Below are 16,634 nucleotides of genomic sequence, written 5' to 3'. Positions count from 1 at the left end.
TCAAACGGTTCTGCCAGCCTCCTAAAGCGCTGCCTCGTTACCCCATAGCTGCTGCATGCTGAAACGCAGCATTGCCTGTTCCGGTGCCAGCAGTTCACGGACGGCATACAATTCCTTGCTGGTGTCGCGCTGAATCGGAAACGACAGCGGCGCGCCGCGCGGGCCGATGAAAGCATGCACGACCGGCGCAGCAGCGGCCTTCGTACGGCGCGTGACCACCCCGATTTCTCCACTTTGCAGGCGCACGAAGGCGCCTGGCGGATAGGTGCCGATTTCCTTGATGAAGTGGGCTGCCAGCTGGGGATCGCTGGTCTTGCCGCCGGCGAGAAGCACGTCTCTTAATGCGACGTTGGGCGACAGGGTTTTTCGATAAGCCCTGCCGACAATGCAGGCGCAATAGCGATCCGCAAACGCCACAATCCTTGCATTTTGCGGTATGTCAGCCGTGGACTTCCCGCCTGGATAACCGCTGCCATCGTCTTTTTCATGGTGAAGCTGCACATACGAGAGCCAGTCCGCATCGGACACGCCGGTCTCTTTGAGAACTTCGACGCTACCCTGCGCATGCGCCTTGATCAATGCACTTTCCTTCTCGGATAGCGGTTCCTGCTTCATTTGCATCTGATCGTGCTGGCGCAACATCCCGATGTTCATCGTCAGTGATGCAGCAGTAATGAGCTGTGCTTCATCAGCTGATTTGTTCATCGCGCGCGCGATCAGCAAGGCTACGAGAGCCGTATCGATGCAGTGGCGGACCGCATAGCTGGACGCCTGCTGGTTGAGTAAAACACTGGCCAACACAATGTCGGGATTGATGTCGACCGCGAAGGCCAGAGCCTTGCCGACTTCGAGAATCTTTGCCGGCGCATCCGCTTCGTTGTTGAGGTTGTAGAGCAAGCGTTCCAGCCGCTTGTTTGCGAGGTTGATGAAGCGCAGTGCGGACGGCGTATCCTGCCGCAGCGCGTGCGCTTCCTTGATCGCCTTATTGTGCCGGTCAAAGTGCCCCGCATCGATAAAGAGCCCGCGCGTCAGCAGGGATTCGATCTGCGAGCTGCTCTGAACGATGTGTCCGCGCCGAAGCAGCAGCTTGTTTCCCTCTCCGAAAACATCCCAGGGCAGTGGCTCGCCAATTGCAATATCGGACATGCTGAGTCGACGCTGTTCCATCTGCTGCCCCCTGCCATGTGGTGGTGTCGCGAGTGGTTACGGCTGGTCTTGCATACGATCGATTGTTCCGGATGCTTTGCTTCGATAAGGCTGACGCCACAGGCCGCTCGCAGCAAATGGTGGCGAAAAGCCACTTGTGCTGCGGGAGAGCGCGGCACTACGCACATCAAAGATGGCTATTGATACACGGCAACTTTATATGATTGGAGCTTAGGAGACTTTTCAGACCCTTGCAAGCTTTTCAAGCGCAATCCGAAGGGTTTCATCCTTCTTCGCGAAGCAGAAGCGCACGATGCAGGAATCCTTGGGTCTGTTGTAGAAGGCTGACACCGGGATGGCGGCCACCCCGATTTCGCTGGTCAGCCATTTCGCGAAATCGACTTCCGGCATATCCGAAATCGCGGAATAGTCGACGCACTGGAAATAAGTGCCATCCGAAGGAAGCAGGGTGAAACGGCTCGTTTTCAGGCCGTCGCGGAACAGGTCGCGCTTGCGCTGGTAAAAGGCGGGCAGGTCAAGATAGGGGGCCGGATCGGCCATATAGCGTGCGATGCCGTGCTGAACAGGCGTATTGACGGTAAAGACGTTGAACTGATGCACTTTGCGGAATTCGGCCGATAGATGCGCCGGCGCGGCGACATAGCCGATTTTCCATCCGGTCACGTGATAGGTTTTACCGAAGCTCGACACGACAAAGGAACGTGCAGCCAGATCGGGATAGCGGCATACCGATTCATGCCGCGCGCCGTCGTACACCATGTGTTCGTAGACTTCGTCAGAGACGATCGCGATATTGGTGTTGTGCACGATGTCGGAAAGAGCTCGCATGTCTGATTCGCGCAGCACCGAGCCGGTTGGGTTGTGCGGGGAATTGATCATCAACAGCCGGGTGCGCGGCGTCACTGCCGCATTGACCTTATCCCAAGGGATGGAATAACCGTTCGGGCCGACTTCCATTTGTACGAATACCGGCTTGCCGCCGGCCAGTTCGATGGCCGGCACGTAGCTGTCGTACACCGGTTCAATGATCAGGACTTCGTCGCCGGGGTGGACTGTGCAAAGAATGGCTGTCAGCAATGCCTGGGTCGCGCCGGCGGTGATCGTAATTTCAGTACCGGCGTCATAGCGGTGGTCATAGATGCTTGCAATTTTTGCAGCAATCGCTTCTCGCAGGGCAGGGATGCCGGCCATCGGCGGGTATTGATTCAGCCCATTCTTCATTGCTGCGGTGACGGCATCAACCAGCGAAGGGTCGCAGTCGAAATCGGGAAAACCCTGCCCCAGATTGACCGCGCCCTTTTCAGTTGCCAGCGCAGACATCACTGTAAAGATCGTTGTGCCGACACTCGGAAGGCGGGATTGCAATGAGATAAGTCGGGTATCAGGCGCGAGGGAAGCGGGCGTCGGCATGGTCATATCTGAGAGTCTGAAAAGTGCGCGCAGGGCAAAACGCCATTCTATACAGGCTCGGCTGGCGTTGCTTGCATCGTTTCCCACGAGGCTGTCCATTTTTCGGGCTGCATGATCTGAAACATGCCGGCCCTGGCCGTTCTTCTTGCCAGCTTGAGAAGCGCTTTGTCCTTGGTGATCAAGGTTGCAGCACCAGCGTCGCGTGCCAGTTCGAGAAATTTCTGGTCATCGGGATCGGTGCAGACCGGAAGCAAGATTTCGGCGCGTACCGAGCTAAAGTCAGCCGGAAGGCAGGTGATCAAGCGGTCAAATGCGGCAATGACCTCTGGTCGCAATTCGTCATTCAACGGCAGATGTCGGTATTCAAGAACCTTCAGCCATTCGGTACGGCAGTCACTCCGTGTTACCGCCTCTATATCGCCTGCGTTCAGCGCCGCCAATAGCTGCGCCCAGCGCGAGTCGTGAAATACAAACAGGTCCAGGCAGACGTTTGTGTCGATGACGATGCGATTCTGTATCATTGCCGAAATTCTTTCCTTGCGACACTCTCAAGAGTGTACATTGCTCAATGCTGATTGCTATTTCGCCCGCTAAAACCCTCGATTACGAGACTCCGCCGACGACTGAAAAACACACGCTGCCGGCGTTTATCGATCATTCGGCTGAATTGATCGATACATTGAGGCCCTTGTCGCCCGCACAGGTGTCGGAGCTCATGACCATTTCGGATCCGCTGGCGGTGTTGAATGTTACCCGCTATGCATCCTGGTCGCGCAAGTTCACCAGGAAAAACGCTAAACAAGCCGTGCTAGCCTTTAACGGCGATGTGTATGAGGGGCTGGATGCTCCCTCGCTGACCGAAAAGCAGCTGGAGTACGTGCAATCCCATGTGCGCATCCTTTCAGGACTTTACGGCGTGCTGCGGCCGCTGGACCTGATGCAGCCATATCGCCTTGAAATGGGCACGGCGCTGCCGAATGCGCGCGGGCGGAATTTGTATGCGTTCTGGGGCAATCTGGTCACCGAAACGCTCAATGCCGAACTGTCTGCTCACCGCGCCAATGCGCTGGTCAATCTGGCATCGGATGAATACTTCAAGGTCGTGAAGCCAAAGTTGCTGAACGCGGAAGTGATCACACCGGTATTCGAAGACTGGAAGGGCGGCAGGTACAAGGTAATTTCGTTTTATGCCAAGCGTGCGCGCGGATTGATGGCGCGGTATGCGGCGCAAAAAGGAATCAAGCAGCCGGAAAAGCTCAAGGCATTCAACCTGGATGGATACGAGCATGATCCGGATGCCTCGACCGACCGTCTCTGGATGTTTCGGCGCCGACTCGCTGAATAGACGAAGCAGGGTATCTAATAAAAAACCTCGCTGAAGCAAGGTTTTTTATGGGGCGGCAAAGCGTGCACTGCTTACCAGATTTGCCACCACGGTTTGCTGGTGATCGGACCGCCCTTGAAGTACACGCTATCGGGGAAGTTCTTGCGCAACACGCGTTCGGTGTCGTCACGCAGATCCGGCATGCCCATCGCATCATACGATTTGACCATGATATACAGCGCTTCCTCGATGGCCGGTGCCTCGCGGTATTCGCTAACGGCTATCTGCGCACGGTTGGCGGCGGCGACGTAGGCGCCGCGACGGTAATAGTAACTGGCGACATGGACCTCGTACTGGGCCATTGCATTGACCAGGTACTTCATGCGGGAAGTCGCGTCCTTGGTATAGACACTATCCGGAAAGCGCTCCGCCAGCAGCTTGAATGCATCGAACGCGTCGCGCGCAGCCTTGGGGTCGCGCTCGCTGGGGTCTTGCTTGGAAAGGAAGTCGAGGAAACCGACCCGGTCGTTGAAGTTGATCAGCCCGCGCAGATAGTACATGTAATCCACGTTGGGATGGTTCGGATGCAGCTTGATGAAGCGCTCGACCGCTGCCAGCGCCTCGGGCTGTTCGCCCTGACGATAGTGAGCATAGGCGACTTCCATCTGAGCCTGTTGCGCGTAAGTACCGAAAGGATAGCGCGCTTCCAGTTTTTCGAAATGCTGGATCGCCTTTTCGTAATTGCCGCTTGTGAGCTCTTCCCGAGCCTCCGAGTATAATCTCGACGCCGACCAATTCTTCGTTTCGTCCACCTTTTCCGGAAGCAGACCGCATCCCGAGAGGGACAGGGCAAGTGCGATGGCGGCGATTTTCAGCGATCTTTTATACATAAGGTTTGCAGGAGCACAGCTGGACAAGGCCAAGATTATAGCCGATGCCGACTCCTTGCAGCGATACCGACAGAAACCCCGATTTTGACCAAAAACTTGACCGACACCGAACTATACGACGGCGATGATGAAGAGGGCGCAACGCCCGAGGCCGCATCCATTGAATTGCAGCTGACGCCGGAGTTTTGCGGCGTGCGCCTGGACAAGGTGCTTTCGCAGCTGATTCCCGAGTACTCCCGTAGCCGGCTGCAGCAATGGCTCGACGACGGCCATATCACCGTGGATGGACAGCCTGCGAAGGGAAAGACCCTTGCGCTGGGCGATGAAATGATCGTGGTCCGGCCACAGGCAGCGCCGGAAGACAACGCTTTCAAGCCGGAAGCCATGGATTTGGCGATCCTGCATGAGGATGCGGCGCTGATGGTGATCGACAAGCCGGCCGGGCTGGTGGTGCATCCGGCCGCAGGCAACTGGTCCGGCACCTTGCTCAACGGCTTGCTGCATCATTTTCCTGCGATTGCAGGCGTGCCTCGTGCGGGCATCGTGCACCGTCTGGACAAGGAAACCAGCGGCCTGATGGTCATCGCCAAGACGCTGCAGGCACAGACGGACCTGGTCAGGCAGCTGCAGGCGCGCTCCGTCAAGCGGGAGTATCTTGCCCTGGTATGGGGATTGCCGCAGATCAGTGGAAAAATAGACGCGGCAATCGGCCGACATCCGCGCGATCGCATCAAAATGGCGGTTTCCGACAACGCCAGCGCCAAGCCGGCGGTAACGCATTACCAGCGCATTGCTACCGGTACTCTGGATGGACGTCCGGTCAGCCTGGTTCGTTGCCAACTCGAAACCGGGCGCACACACCAGATCCGCGTGCATATGCAGTCGATCGGTTTTACCCTGGTCGGCGATCCCTTGTACGGCAAACCGCATCTGGCCCCGGTCTTTCCGCGGCAGGCATTGCATGCGTACCGGCTCGGATTGATTCATCCCGTATCTGGCAAGGAAGCCGAATGGCAATCTGCCTTGCCAGAAGATTTTGCGGCCCTGCTGGCGAGGACGGCCATTGATGCCGGCGTCATAGGATAAGAAAGAGCCATGCCCGCCATCGATCTGATTATTCCTCAATGGGAGGCGCCTGCCAATGTCGGGTGTCTGTCCACGACGCGCATAGGCGGATCGAGTCGCGCACCCTATGACGATGGCCATGGCGGGGGCGGTCTCAATCTCGGGACCCACGTTGGTGACGATCCTGCAGCGGTGGCGCATAATCGCGGCTCGCTGCGCGCCTTCCTGCCGGGCGAGCCGGCATGGCTGACGCAAGTCCATGGCACGCATGTGGTGGACGTGGAATCCTTGCATGGCAAGGTACCGGAAGCGGATGCCAGCATTGCCAGCACACCAGGGCAGGTATGCGTGATCCAGACTGCCGACTGTCTGCCGGTACTGTTTTGCGATGGAGACGGCAGTGTCGTCGGCGCGGCGCATGCGGGCTGGCGCGGGCTGGCCAACGGAGTACTGGAAAATACCGTCGCGCGCATGCGCGACGCGGGAGCGGCTTCGGTGATGGCGTGGCTGGGACCGGCGATCGGTCCGACCGCCTTCGAAGTGGGGCCTGAAGTATTCGACGTCTTTACCGGCACCGACTCCGAAGCGGCAAGGGCATTCAATGCCATCCCTGGAAGCAGCGGCAAATATTTCGCCAATATCTATGCGCTTGCACGGCTAAAGCTTGCCCAGGCAGGCGTTACGCAAATCTATGGCGGCGACCTCTGCACGGTTACCGACCGCCGGCATTTTTATTCCTATCGCCGCGACGGCGTCACCGGCCGAATGGCTTCATTGATCTGGCGCAAGTAGCCGGCGCACAGATGCGCGATGATGCCCGCAGTAAATTAATGCGGGCTGCCTTCATTTTCTGAACGGGGTGCCGGATGCGCATCGGGATTCTCCGCTTCGCTCCGTAGTGCATTTTCGGCTTCCAAGCGCTTGCGCTTGCGTCTTGGGGCATCCATCAAGTATAAAATGATTGCCAGGGGCAAAACGCCATACAGCAGAAACGTCATGACGCCGGCGACGACCGAGTGTTCGGTAATGGACATCATCAGGACAACATAAATCCAGGCGATGGCGACGATATACATAGCAATTCAAGGCATTCAATCAAACCGTAACCTTACGCGAAAAAAGAGATGCAGACATGAATAACATCTTCCCCCCTCAAATCGATCCCCAGGGATGGTTGTCCCAATTCACCGATTCCGGCGCATGGCAGGCCTGGACGCAGAAGCCACCGATCGATACCACACCCCTGACCGCGGCAGTGAAGGAGTTCGGCGCGTCGATCGATCCCTCGGCGCTCGCCAAACTGCAGGCCGACTACATGCGACAGATGTCCGAGTTGTGGCAGGAAGTCATGAGCGCCAAAGCTCCGGCGATCGGGGACCGACGCTTCGCGTCACCGGAATGGCAGTCCAATCCGCTGTTCGCATTCAACGCGGCTGCCTATCTGCTCAATGCCCGCTTCCTGATGGCGCTTGCCAATTCGGTTGAAGCAGCGCCGCGGGCCAAGCAGAAAATTCGCTTTGCCGTGCAGCAGATGGTGGATGCCATGTCTCCGGCGAATTTCCTGGTCACGAATCCGGAAGCGCAAAAGAAAATCATTGATACCAAGGGAGACAGCCTGGCCAAAGGCATCGCCCACATGCTTGAGGACATACAGAAAGGCCGCATCTCGCAAAGCGACGAGTCGGCATTCGAGGTGGGACGCAATGTGGCGACCAGCGAAGGTGCGGTGGTGTTCGAAAACGCATTGTTCCAGCTGATTCAATACAAGCCCCTGACCAAATCGGTCTACGAGAAGCCGCTGCTGCTGGTTCCGCCCTGCATCAACAAATATTACATCCTCGACCTTCAGCCTGAAAATTCGCTGGTGCGCCATGCGGTCGAACAGGGGCATACGGTATTTCTCGTATCCTGGTGCAATCCGGACAGATCGCTGGGCCAGGCGACATGGGACGACTACATTCTGGACGGCGTGGTCAAGTCCATCAATGTGGTGCAGGAAATTTCTGGGCAAGACCAGATCAACGCGCTCGGTTTTTGTGTCGGCGGCACGCTGCTGTCGACTGCGCTGGCCTTGCTTTTCGCGCGTGGAGACGAACCGGTCGCCAGCGTGACGCTGCTGACGACATTTCTCGATTTTTCGGATCCCGGCGTGATCGAGGTATTTATCGATGAGGCTCAGGTATCAATGCGCGAGCAGGCGATAGGGCGGGGCGGCCTGATGCCGGGCCGCGACTTTGCCTCGACATTTTCCAGCCTGCGGCCGAACGATCTGGTATGGAATTACGTGAAGTCGAATTACCTTAAAGGCGAAGAACCGCCTCCCTTCGACCTGCTTTACTGGAATGCGGACAGTACCAACCTGCCCGGACCGATGTTCTGCTGGTATCTGCGTAACCTGTATCTCGAAAATAACCTCAGGGTGCCCGGCAAAACCAAGGTGGCCAATGAGCCTATCGACCTGGCCGCGATCGATGCGCCTGTCTTCATTTATGGTTCAAAGGAAGACCACATCGTGCCGTGGACATCTAGCTATGAATCGACGAAGTTGCTCAATCCGAAAGATCGCGGCCGCAACCGTTTCATCCTTGGCGCATCGGGACATATTGCCGGCGTCATCAATCCGCCCGCGAAGAAGAAGCGCAATTACTGGTCAAACGATGCGGTGACCGGGTCGGCCGAAGAATGGATGGCGGGCGCGAAAGTTCAACCGGGAAGCTGGTGGCCTGAATGGACAGCCTTTCTTGCTGAGTATGCAGGCAAACAGATCGCTGCGCCGAAAAAGTTCGGAAACGCAAAGTACACTCCGATCGAAGCGGCTCCAGGACGTTACGTGAAAGTGAAAGCGGATCATTGATCGGCAGGTCTTGAGGCGACATAACGTTGCCTCAAGCCAGCTATCCGGATATTTGATCAGTAAATTCCAAGACCATAAAGGCATACACCGATTGGTTAAATAAGTCGACTTGCAAGAGAAGAACGATTTTCCTGAAATGCATTGCAATAAATTTATAACTGCATTGCAATAGTTGCGTAAATCTTTGTTTTTTCGCACTATAATAAAAACAGCCTGAGCGAACGGTTGTTCGCTTTTCGTAGAAGAGGGCATGGCCGCGTTGCGACGCAATAACTGGAATTTTCGATGAATAGTGCAAAAAAGCTTTCCGAGCGCTTGATCAAGAAGTATCCGAACCGCCGTCTGTACGACACACAAACCAGTTCATACATCACGCTCGCTGATGTAAAGCAATTAGTCCTCGACAATGAAGAATTTACGGTTGTCGATGCCAAGTCCGAGGAAGACCTCACCCGCAGCATTCTTCTGCAGATCATTCTTGAAGAGGAAGCGAACGGAACGCCGATGTTTTCCAGCGGTGCTCTGTCGCAAATCATCCGCTACTATGGTCATGCCATGCAGGGGATGATGGGCTCTTATCTGGAAAAGAATATTCAGGCATTTATCGATATCCAGAACAAGCTCGCGGAAAGCTCCAAGGGATACTATGAGGGCAAGCCCTTCACCCAGGAGATGTGGACGCAGTTCATGAACGTCCAGGGTCCGATGATGCAGGGCATGATGAGCAACTACATCGAACAGAGCAAGAACCTGTTCATGCAGATGCAGGATCAGATGCAGAATCAGACCAAGAGCATGTTCGGTTCTTTCCCGTTCCCGCCGACGGACAAGACAAAAAAATGAGAGTAGGCGCGCAGGCTTCCTTGATAATATCTTGATGCCTGAATGAAAAGCCTTCGCTTTACGGGGGTGCCGGGAAACGGGGCGTGACGGGGTACAATAGCGGATTAAGCTTTCGTACCCGGTTTAGTCATGTCCAATCCTCCCGTTTCTCCGAAAGTCGGCTTCGTATCGCTCGGCTGCCCGTAGGATTCTTGAAATAAGCCGGATCAGAAGTCGGAAATAGACACAAAAAGCCTAGGAGGCGTAATGCTGCCCTAGGCTTTTTGTTAGCGGCCGCATGCGTAGTTGCAGCCGCTTGGCTAACGTGTGGAAGTCGGGGCGGTGCGCGGCTTTATGGCACAGCGTCTCTTCGGCTATAGGGTTAGCGGCTGGCAAGTCGGCGAAACACCCTGTCATCTATCTCGAACGACTTAAGAAAATCGGAAAAATACTCGGCGTTCACAACGAACACCGTATGCTCTTTGGTACGAACTAGGTGGCCTAATCCTTCTGTAAAGTTGGGCTTCAATGATTGGGTTGAAAGTTGTTTTCTGAACCGGACATATGGGACGTCTTGGAACGACGACGCGGAGACCTTTCCGTCATCTAGGGAAATTTCCTTTGGATCAAAGGTACAAAGCTTAAGATGAGCAGTTGTAACAATAACGCTGAAATATATTCGGATAGAGTCTTGGCGGCGAGCGTGAAAGGGGTTTTCTTCATCCGCTAGGCCTTCGATTGCGAAAACCAGCTCGGCGCCGACCCGTTCAAGCATAGGCTTTGACTTTGCATCCTGCCCAAATGTTACGCAGTATTGCGACTCAGGACAGCTAGGCTCAAGGGCTAAATCTGTCCAACCAAAGTAACCAGTATTACCGGATATGTAACAGGTAACCCATGCCTTAGCATGCCTCCGATTTTTTACACTTATGTCTGCGTTCAGGAATATCCACGAGGACTCTAAGACGCGCTTGCATTCCACAATCATCAGGGATGTTCCGTGCTCATCCTCTAAAACGATGTCGATGAATCCATCGGTGTTATTTGCAGCGTTCTTCCATGAGTGCTCCGTGTAAAGCACTTTCCATCCATGGCTTGCGCCGGTTTCCCGAACGTGGTGTTCGACTCCAATTTGAAGAGGAAAACCCGATTGATTGACAATGTCTGATAATTTTTGATCGTTCATGTTGGTTGTAGATATGGTGGCCGCTAACGTTGGACATGAGCGGCGTGACGCGGCAGGCAAAGCCTGCTATGGCACGTCCGCTCGATGGAAGGATTAGAGGTCACTTTCGTTCTATCTTGCAAGTGCCTTTCCAATTCATAACATAAGTTGGATCAATGGGCTCGACTGCGGCACCAGACTCCTTCTGAAATGCCCGGCCAATCATCTTCCGACAAGCAAGCGCGAGTTCAAATGGTGCATTGCCAAGTGTGCAGCGCACCTGAGTCCGAAAGGTCTCTCCGTCAGGAACTTCCAAGGCGTCAATTAGCTTCGAGTGAACGGCAACGCCTTTGTCGAGAACGTTCGCGTCAAGAAGCGCCAGCGCCTGGCCGTGTTTGATCTCGGAGAACTTGTAATACTCAGCGCGCAGTGACTTGCGGTCTTCAACGGAGAACAGATGCGCCGCAGTAGCGACGAAATCTTGGCAGATCTTGAGCTGTGCGTCGTTCAGGGCTCGTAGAGCTTGTAGTTCGGCATGCTGTCGGTAAGTCAGGTAGGTCTGATAGCCACCGAACGCCAAACCCAGGAGGCCGACGACGGCGATGCCAATCTCGATGGTCTTTAGGCGGCGTTCCAGAGCATCCATGAGTGACCTCTAACGCTTGAATTTAGCGGCGCGCAAAAAAGCAAGCGAAGCGCCGCTGTTTTTGCGCGTCCGCTGGAATGATGGGTTCGGCATCATGCCTGATTCGACATTCATACGAATACGGCATAAATGGAACTGCCAAATGTGATGACGATTCCCAGCATAAACACCAACACTGTATTCCTGTAGTAAAGCTCGGATTGGACAAGCGGCCAGAGGGACCGAAAAAGGGAGAACATAAGAACGATGATGCCGGAGCACAAGGCGATAAGAGCTGGGATATCTTCCGGTTCCCATGGCTGATCAGGATCGACTGCCTTCGTAGGGTGGAGATCTGTCGCCTTAGAGGAAGGCGAGTTGGTCTCGCGTGACTGTACCTGTGAGGCATTCGCCGGCGGATCCTTCAGGCTCCACGTGTAAAAGAAAGCCAAAGCGAAACCAAGAATGATGCCAATGGCTGTAACTAGAGCGGTCCTAGCATTCGCGTCAACAGTTGGAGTGCGTGTGGAAGCATTCATAGTAGGCAATTCAGGTTGATGCCGAACTAAATTATTTATGCGGCTCATATTGTCTGATAAATCTGGACACCTGTCTGATAAACCGCCAATGTAAGCCTGTTAATTTCATGCTAGCTCACTGTTTTTACAGCCAGTATTTCGTTTTTCGGTGTTATCAGGACAGGTTTACGCGGACACTGAAATCCAAGACACAGTGACAACATACGAAACAGCTAATATTTCTTAGAGGAAAAGGCTGGAATAAATCCCATCTAGTCCCAGCGTCAAAGGCTATGACGCTGGGTGGGTTAAAATCACAGTTTTGTATTCTTGGGCGATCTTGTGCTCAAAAGAACGGATTACTAAGTGAAAAAGCATTTGCAAACAAATACTTACGAGAATTTTTCGCCGAAGATTGGATTTGTCAGTCTAGGCTGTCCCAAGGCCCTCGTCGACTCCGAACAGATCCTTACCCAATTGCGCGCCGAAGGTTATGACACCGCCAAGTCATACGACGGCGCTGATCTTGTCATCGTCAATACTTGCGGCTTCATCGATGCCGCCGTGCAGGAATCGCTCGATGCGATCGGCGAAGCGTTGAACGAAAACGGCAAGGTCATCGTGACTGGTTGCCTGGGTGCAAAAAAAGACGCAGCCGGCAATGACATCATTCAGAGTGTTCATCCCAAGGTCCTCGAAGTCACCGGCCCCCACGCGGTCGGCGAAGTCATGGCCGCGGTTCACAAGCACCTGCCCAAGCCGCACGATCCATTCCTTGACCTGGTTCCCGCGCAGGGCGTGAGGCTCACTCCCAAGCATTTTGCCTATCTGAAGATTTCCGAGGGCTGCAACCATCGATGCAGTTTCTGCATCATTCCATCGATGCGCGGCGACCTCGTGTCGCGGCCGATCGCCGATGTAATGCTGGAGGCGGAAAACCTGTTTAAAGCCGGCGTCAAGGAACTGCTGGTCATTTCACAGGACACCAGTGCCTACGGCGTGGACGTCAAGTTCCGCACGGGTTTCTGGAACGGCAAGCCGGTGCGTACGCATATGACCCAACTGGTCGGCGCGCTGGGAGAACTGGCTGCGCAATACGGCGCTTGGGTTCGCCTGCATTATGTTTATCCATACCCGCATGTCGACGACGTCATTCCGATGATGAACGGAGGCCATGTATTGCCGTATCTGGACGTGCCGCTGCAGCATGCCCATCCCGACGTGCTCAAGAGGATGAAGCGTCCCGCCAATGGTGAAAAGAATATCGAGCGCATCCAGGCATGGCGCCGCATGTGTCCTGACCTGACGATACGCTCGACGTTCATTGCCGGATTTCCGGGCGAAACGGAAGCCGAATTCCAGTACCTGCTCGACTTCCTGAAGGAAGCCGAAATCGACCGGCTCGGTTGCTTCGCTTATTCGCCGGTCGAGGGCGCGACCGCCAACCTGCTCGACAATCCCGTTCCCGAAGAAGTGCGTGAAGAACGTCGTGCCCGCGTCATGGAACTGCAGGAAGACATTTCCAAGAAACGTCTGCAAGCCAAGGTAGGGAAGACCATGCGTGTGCTGCTGGATGAGGTCGGTCCGAGCGGAGGCGTCGGCCGCACTGCGGCGGACGCACCGGAAATCGATGGCGTGGTTTACGTCAAGCCGCCTTACGAGCCGCATCGTAAACTCAAGGTCGGCGAATTTGTCGATGTCCGTATCACGGCGGCCGACGAGCACGACTTGTGGGCGGAGGCTTGATGATGCGTGCATTGCGTGGCAGGCTGATCGCTGCCATCTGTATTGCGTGTTCCGGCGCGCTTCTCGGCCCCCTCTCTCAAGCGGCAAATGAGCAGGTCGCTTCTGCGCCAACCTTTGCCAGCAAGGCGCTCTTTGCGAAACCGGTCGCCTTGCGCGGCAAGCTCGGCGACGCCGACATCCAGGCGACGCTGCGCAACAAGGAGCAGATGGAAGAGGGGATCGAAGGCGAATACTTTTACTTCGGCCGCTCGCTGAAGGTCTTGCTTGCAGGCGAAATCGAAGGCGAGGACCTGTTCATGGAGGAATCCGAAAACGGCACCGACGTGTCAGGACAGTGGGAAGGCAAGCTGCAGGGCGATATGCTGGCCGGTGAATGGCAATCGGCTGACGGGAAGATCAAAAAACCGTTCAGCCTGCGCATCGTCAAGGCGGATGAAAAGACGACACAAAAACCGCCGGCCGGCGGCAAATCCGTAAACGGAAAACAGTAAGCAGATAAGGGAAGGCTAAGCGTGACAGACCGGAAATCGATACAGACCACTCTTATCCATTCGGAGTATGTGCCTCCGGCCGGATTCGGCGCTTTCCCGACTGCGATTCATCATGCATCCACGGTCCTGTTCAAGAATGTCGCGGCAATGCGTTCGCGCAACTGGCAGGACAAGAACGCCTATACCTATGGCTTGCATGGAACGCCGACCACCTTCACACTGGAAGCACGCCTGGCAGAAATCGAGGGCGGCACACACTGCCTGCTCGCACCCAGCGGCCTCGCAGCAATTGCGATGGTCGATCTTGGCTTGCTCAAGTCGGGTGACGATGTGCTGTTGCCGGACAATGTATATAACCCCAACCGCGAGCTGGGACGCTGGCTGTCGCAGGATTTCGGGATCAGCGTGCGCTTCTACGATCCTCTGATCGGCTCTGGCATTGCCGACCTGATCCAGTCGAACACTCGACTGGTCTGGACCGAAGCGCCGGGATCGGTCTCGATGGAGGTGCCGGATATTCCTGCTATCTGCACGGCGGTGCATGAAAGAAAAGCGACCGGACAAGACATCCATGTCGCGCTCGACAATACCTGGTCCGCAGGCATTGCATTCAAGGCCTTCGATCACGGTGTCGACATCGTGATGCAGGCACTCACCAAATATCAGTCAGGCGGTTCGGATGTGCTGATGGGCGCTGTGATCACGCGCGACCGCGAACTGATGCATCGCATTGAAATGGCCCATATGCGTGTCGGATTCGGCGTCAGCGGTGACGATACCTACCTGGTGCTGCGCGGATTGCCGACCATGAAGCTGCGCTTCGATGCACACGACGCGGCGGCGCGCAAGGTGGCTTCCTGGTTGAAGGCACGTCCGGAGATCGGCCGCGTACTGCATCCGGCGTTCGAGGATTGTCCCGGACATGCAATCTGGAAGCGCGACTTTACCGGTGCCGGCGGTTTGTTCTCGGTGGTGTTCGATGAACGCTATAGCGAAGAGCAGACCGATCGTTTCGTCGATAGCCTGAAGCTTTTCAAGATCGGATTCAGCTGGGGCGGTGCGGCCAGCCTGTGCGTACCCTATCGCATCCAGGGCATGCGCCGCAACTGGCAGGGCAGCGGGCAACTCGTGCGTTTCAATATCGGCCTGGAAGACCCGGTGGACCTGATCGCCGATATCGAGCAGGCGTTTGAATCGCTAAGCCGGTCCTGATATCGATCGCCATTCAGGCCGCATCGATGATGCGGCCTGTGCTCGATTCAACGCATTCCTGCAAGTTTTTCTAGCCTATATCTGCATTGCCTTGTTATCGTTCAGGTCGAGCAGCCCCTTGATCAATCGATAGGCTTTCCACACCCACGCGCCGGTCCAGACCAACCACGCGATCGGTATGCCGACGATTGTCAGGAACAGGATGCCGCCGAGCACCATCCAGAACAGATACCACCAGAATGAGCGAATCTGCCAGCGATGATGGCTTTCGACAAACGTACCGGCAGCGTCTTCTTTCTTGACGTAATTGATGATGAGCGGAATCCACGAAAAGGCGCCCAGAGAAAACACGAAACTGAGGCCGTGAAGAATGTATAGCCACCACGCCAAATTCTTGGTGGCGTGTAGCTTGCTGTCGAATACGAGTTCCTGGGTCATGAATCTTCCTTATTCAATGAACAATCATTTATAAAAAGATCATTCGAACAGGGATAAGATTCCGTCCAAACCAACAAAATTCAAGGCAACATCGGCTTGCGCACGGACAACAGGCTTGGCGCGGAAGGCCACGGACAGGCCGGAAATTCCCATCATCTTCAAATCATTGGCGCCGTCACCCATGACAATCGCCTGTTTCGGGGTGCAGCCCAGCTCGGCACAAACGCGTTCAACAGTCGCTTTTTTCTCGTCAGCATCCACGATTCCTCCGACTACGCGTCCGGTTAGTTTGCCATCAGCAATTTCCAGAACATTGGAATGAGTGTAGTCGAGCCCGAGCCGCGTCTTCATGCGATCGGTAAAGAAAGTGAATCCACCGGACACCAGCAAGGTTTTCAGGCCAGCTGCCTTCACTGTTTCCAGCATGCGCTCCGCGCCCGGAGACAGTTTCAGGCGTTCGTCATACACCTTTTGCAAGGCACCTGCATCCAGACCCTTGAGCAAGGCGACGCGGCGCGTCAGGCTTTCACGGAATTCGATCTCGCCGCGCATCGCTGCCTCGGTGATTTCGGCAACCTGGGGCTTCAGTCCCTGCATGTCGGCGATTTCGTCTATGCACTCGATCGTGATGACGGTCGAATCCATGTCCATCGCCACCAGTTTGAAGTCGCTCAGCTTGCGTCCCGGTGCGGTAAAGGCGTAATCGATACCCGCTGCCAGGCATTCCGCATCGACCTGTGCTTTCAAGGCATCCGAATACTGCACGTCTTCGCAGCGATAGGCATTGCCATCGAGTTGGATCCAGCGTTTGCTCTCGACGAGTTTTGCAACATGTTCGACGGCGAGGGCAATAGGAGTACCGGGCAAGCCCTGAAGAATAAGATTCATTGGAAAAATTCAAAAGTTA

17 protein-coding genes are annotated in these 16,634 nt (G+C 55.4%); 8 read left to right on the top strand and 9 right to left on the bottom strand.

The genetic code is table 11. The features are described 5' to 3' along the window. Positions 1–21 precede the first annotated feature (21 nt). The 3 genes from D3871_RS08815 to D3871_RS08805 all read right to left on the bottom strand — a co-directional run bounded on the left by D3871_RS08815 (position 22) and on the right by D3871_RS08805 (position 3,098). Positions 22–1,167 carry an HD-GYP domain-containing protein gene (locus D3871_RS08815; RefSeq protein WP_119768547.1) on the bottom strand — a complete coding sequence of 382 codons (1,146 nt, stop codon included), beginning with the start codon at positions 1,165–1,167 and terminating at the stop codon, positions 22–24. A 222-nt stretch (positions 1,168–1,389) separates the two neighbouring features. After that, positions 1,390–2,577: a pyridoxal phosphate-dependent aminotransferase gene (locus tag D3871_RS08810; protein ID WP_420799632.1), complete on the bottom strand. Its 1,188-nt coding sequence runs from the start codon at positions 2,575–2,577 to the stop codon at positions 1,390–1,392. Between the two features lie 47 nt (positions 2,578–2,624). Next, positions 2,625–3,098 carry a putative toxin-antitoxin system toxin component, PIN family gene (locus D3871_RS08805; RefSeq protein WP_119768545.1) on the bottom strand — a complete coding sequence of 158 codons (474 nt, stop codon included), beginning with the start codon at positions 3,096–3,098 and terminating at the stop codon, positions 2,625–2,627. Positions 3,099–3,145: 47 nt separating this feature from the next. Between D3871_RS08805 and yaaA the strand changes: the two genes are divergently transcribed. Then, on the top strand, positions 3,146–3,922 hold the full coding sequence (yaaA, locus tag D3871_RS08800; RefSeq protein ID WP_119768544.1) for a peroxide stress protein YaaA: 777 nt from the start codon (positions 3,146–3,148) through the stop codon (positions 3,920–3,922). A gap of 71 nt (positions 3,923–3,993) precedes the next feature. Here the strand turns inward: yaaA and D3871_RS08795 are convergent, their stop codons facing one another. Then, on the bottom strand, positions 3,994–4,791 hold the full coding sequence (locus tag D3871_RS08795) for an outer membrane protein assembly factor BamD (RefSeq protein WP_119768543.1): 798 nt from the start codon (positions 4,789–4,791) through the stop codon (positions 3,994–3,996). An 84-nt stretch (positions 4,792–4,875) separates the two neighbouring features. Here D3871_RS08795 and D3871_RS08790 point away from each other — a divergent pair, with 84 nt between their 5' ends. Then, complete coding sequence (locus D3871_RS08790) at positions 4,876–5,877, top strand: RluA family pseudouridine synthase (protein ID WP_119768542.1); 1,002 nt, start codon at positions 4,876–4,878, stop codon at positions 5,875–5,877. An 18-nt stretch (positions 5,878–5,895) separates the two neighbouring features. Beyond that, on the top strand, positions 5,896–6,648 hold the full coding sequence (gene pgeF / locus D3871_RS08785; RefSeq protein WP_119769986.1) for a peptidoglycan editing factor PgeF: 753 nt from the start codon (positions 5,896–5,898) through the stop codon (positions 6,646–6,648). Between the two features lie 35 nt (positions 6,649–6,683). Here pgeF and D3871_RS08780 read toward each other — a convergent pair whose 3' ends face one another. Beyond that, positions 6,684–6,932, bottom strand: a complete 249-nt coding sequence (locus D3871_RS08780; RefSeq protein WP_119768541.1) for a hypothetical protein — start codon at positions 6,930–6,932, stop codon at positions 6,684–6,686. A 56-nt stretch (positions 6,933–6,988) separates the two neighbouring features. On the opposite strand from D3871_RS08780, the gene phaC reads away from it, so the two are divergent. Both phaC and phaR read left to right on the top strand, forming a co-directional pair. Beyond that, positions 6,989–8,710, top strand: coding sequence for a class I poly(R)-hydroxyalkanoic acid synthase (gene phaC / locus D3871_RS08775; RefSeq protein WP_119768540.1), 1,722 nt, complete (start codon positions 6,989–6,991; stop codon positions 8,708–8,710). A gap of 285 nt (positions 8,711–8,995) precedes the next feature. Then, positions 8,996–9,553 (top strand): polyhydroxyalkanoate synthesis repressor PhaR, encoded by a 558-nt coding sequence (gene phaR / locus D3871_RS08770; RefSeq protein WP_119768539.1) that lies wholly within the window; start codon positions 8,996–8,998, stop codon positions 9,551–9,553. Between the two features lie 361 nt (positions 9,554–9,914). Here the strand turns inward: phaR and D3871_RS08765 are convergent, their stop codons facing one another. Then, positions 9,915–10,718, bottom strand: a complete 804-nt coding sequence (locus D3871_RS08765; protein WP_147376761.1) for a hypothetical protein — start codon at positions 10,716–10,718, stop codon at positions 9,915–9,917. A 100-nt stretch (positions 10,719–10,818) separates the two neighbouring features. Continuing rightward, positions 10,819–11,343 carry a hypothetical protein gene (locus tag D3871_RS08760; protein WP_119768537.1) on the bottom strand — a complete coding sequence of 175 codons (525 nt, stop codon included), beginning with the start codon at positions 11,341–11,343 and terminating at the stop codon, positions 10,819–10,821. Positions 11,344–12,218: 875 nt separating this feature from the next. On the opposite strand from D3871_RS08760, the gene rimO reads away from it, so the two are divergent. From rimO to D3871_RS08740, 3 genes are read left to right on the top strand one after another with little or no spacing between them, the layout of a single operon-like run. Continuing rightward, complete coding sequence (gene rimO / locus D3871_RS08750; RefSeq protein WP_119769985.1) at positions 12,219–13,586, top strand: 30S ribosomal protein S12 methylthiotransferase RimO; 1,368 nt, start codon at positions 12,219–12,221, stop codon at positions 13,584–13,586. Then, the gene (locus D3871_RS08745) at positions 13,586–14,077 is read left to right on the top strand and encodes a hypothetical protein (protein ID WP_119768535.1); all 492 of its coding nucleotides are present in this window, start codon (positions 13,586–13,588) and stop codon (positions 14,075–14,077) included. Before rimO ends, D3871_RS08745 begins: the two co-directional genes overlap by 1 nt. Positions 14,078–14,098: 21 nt before the next feature. Continuing rightward, positions 14,099–15,289: a cystathionine beta-lyase gene (locus D3871_RS08740; RefSeq protein WP_119768534.1), complete on the top strand. Its 1,191-nt coding sequence runs from the start codon at positions 14,099–14,101 to the stop codon at positions 15,287–15,289. Positions 15,290–15,364: 75 nt separating this feature from the next. Here D3871_RS08740 and D3871_RS08735 read toward each other — a convergent pair whose 3' ends face one another. Together D3871_RS08735 and serB are read right to left on the bottom strand one after the other, a co-directional pair. Then, positions 15,365–15,727, bottom strand: coding sequence for a DUF4870 family protein (locus tag D3871_RS08735; RefSeq protein ID WP_119768533.1), 363 nt, complete (start codon positions 15,725–15,727; stop codon positions 15,365–15,367). A 39-nt stretch (positions 15,728–15,766) separates the two neighbouring features. Then, positions 15,767–16,615 (bottom strand): phosphoserine phosphatase SerB, encoded by an 849-nt coding sequence (serB, locus tag D3871_RS08730; RefSeq protein WP_119768532.1) that lies wholly within the window; start codon positions 16,613–16,615, stop codon positions 15,767–15,769. Positions 16,616–16,634 lie beyond the last annotated feature (19 nt).

The organism is Noviherbaspirillum saxi, assembly GCF_003591035.1.
GTDB classification, from domain to species: Bacteria; Pseudomonadota; Gammaproteobacteria; order Burkholderiales; family Burkholderiaceae_D; genus Noviherbaspirillum; species Noviherbaspirillum saxi.
This window is presented reverse-complemented; position numbering and strand designations above follow the sequence as displayed.

Coding starts and splice junctions, on each gene's coding strand:
- D3871_RS08765 (WP_147376761.1), bottom strand. CDS start 10,718: ATGAACGATCAAAAATTATCAGACATTGTCAATCAATCGGGTTTTCCT.
- D3871_RS08745 (WP_119768535.1), top strand. CDS start 13,586: ATGATGCGTGCATTGCGTGGCAGGCTGATCGCTGCCATCTGTATTGCG.
- serB (WP_119768532.1), bottom strand. CDS start 16,615: ATGAATCTTATTCTTCAGGGCTTGCCCGGTACTCCTATTGCCCTCGCC.
- D3871_RS08760 (WP_119768537.1), bottom strand. CDS start 11,343: ATGGATGCTCTGGAACGCCGCCTAAAGACCATCGAGATTGGCATCGCC.
- D3871_RS08810 (WP_420799632.1), bottom strand. CDS start 2,577: ATGCCGACGCCCGCTTCCCTCGCGCCTGATACCCGACTTATCTCATTG.
- D3871_RS08780 (WP_119768541.1), bottom strand. CDS start 6,932: ATGTATATCGTCGCCATCGCCTGGATTTATGTTGTCCTGATGATGTCC.
- phaR (WP_119768539.1), top strand. CDS start 8,996: ATGAATAGTGCAAAAAAGCTTTCCGAGCGCTTGATCAAGAAGTATCCG.
- D3871_RS08815 (WP_119768547.1), bottom strand. CDS start 1,167: ATGGAACAGCGTCGACTCAGCATGTCCGATATTGCAATTGGCGAGCCA.
- yaaA (WP_119768544.1), top strand. CDS start 3,146: ATGCTGATTGCTATTTCGCCCGCTAAAACCCTCGATTACGAGACTCCG.
- D3871_RS08805 (WP_119768545.1), bottom strand. CDS start 3,098: ATGATACAGAATCGCATCGTCATCGACACAAACGTCTGCCTGGACCTG.
- phaC (WP_119768540.1), top strand. CDS start 6,989: ATGAATAACATCTTCCCCCCTCAAATCGATCCCCAGGGATGGTTGTCC.
- D3871_RS08735 (WP_119768533.1), bottom strand. CDS start 15,727: ATGACCCAGGAACTCGTATTCGACAGCAAGCTACACGCCACCAAGAAT.
- D3871_RS08795 (WP_119768543.1), bottom strand. CDS start 4,791: ATGTATAAAAGATCGCTGAAAATCGCCGCCATCGCACTTGCCCTGTCC.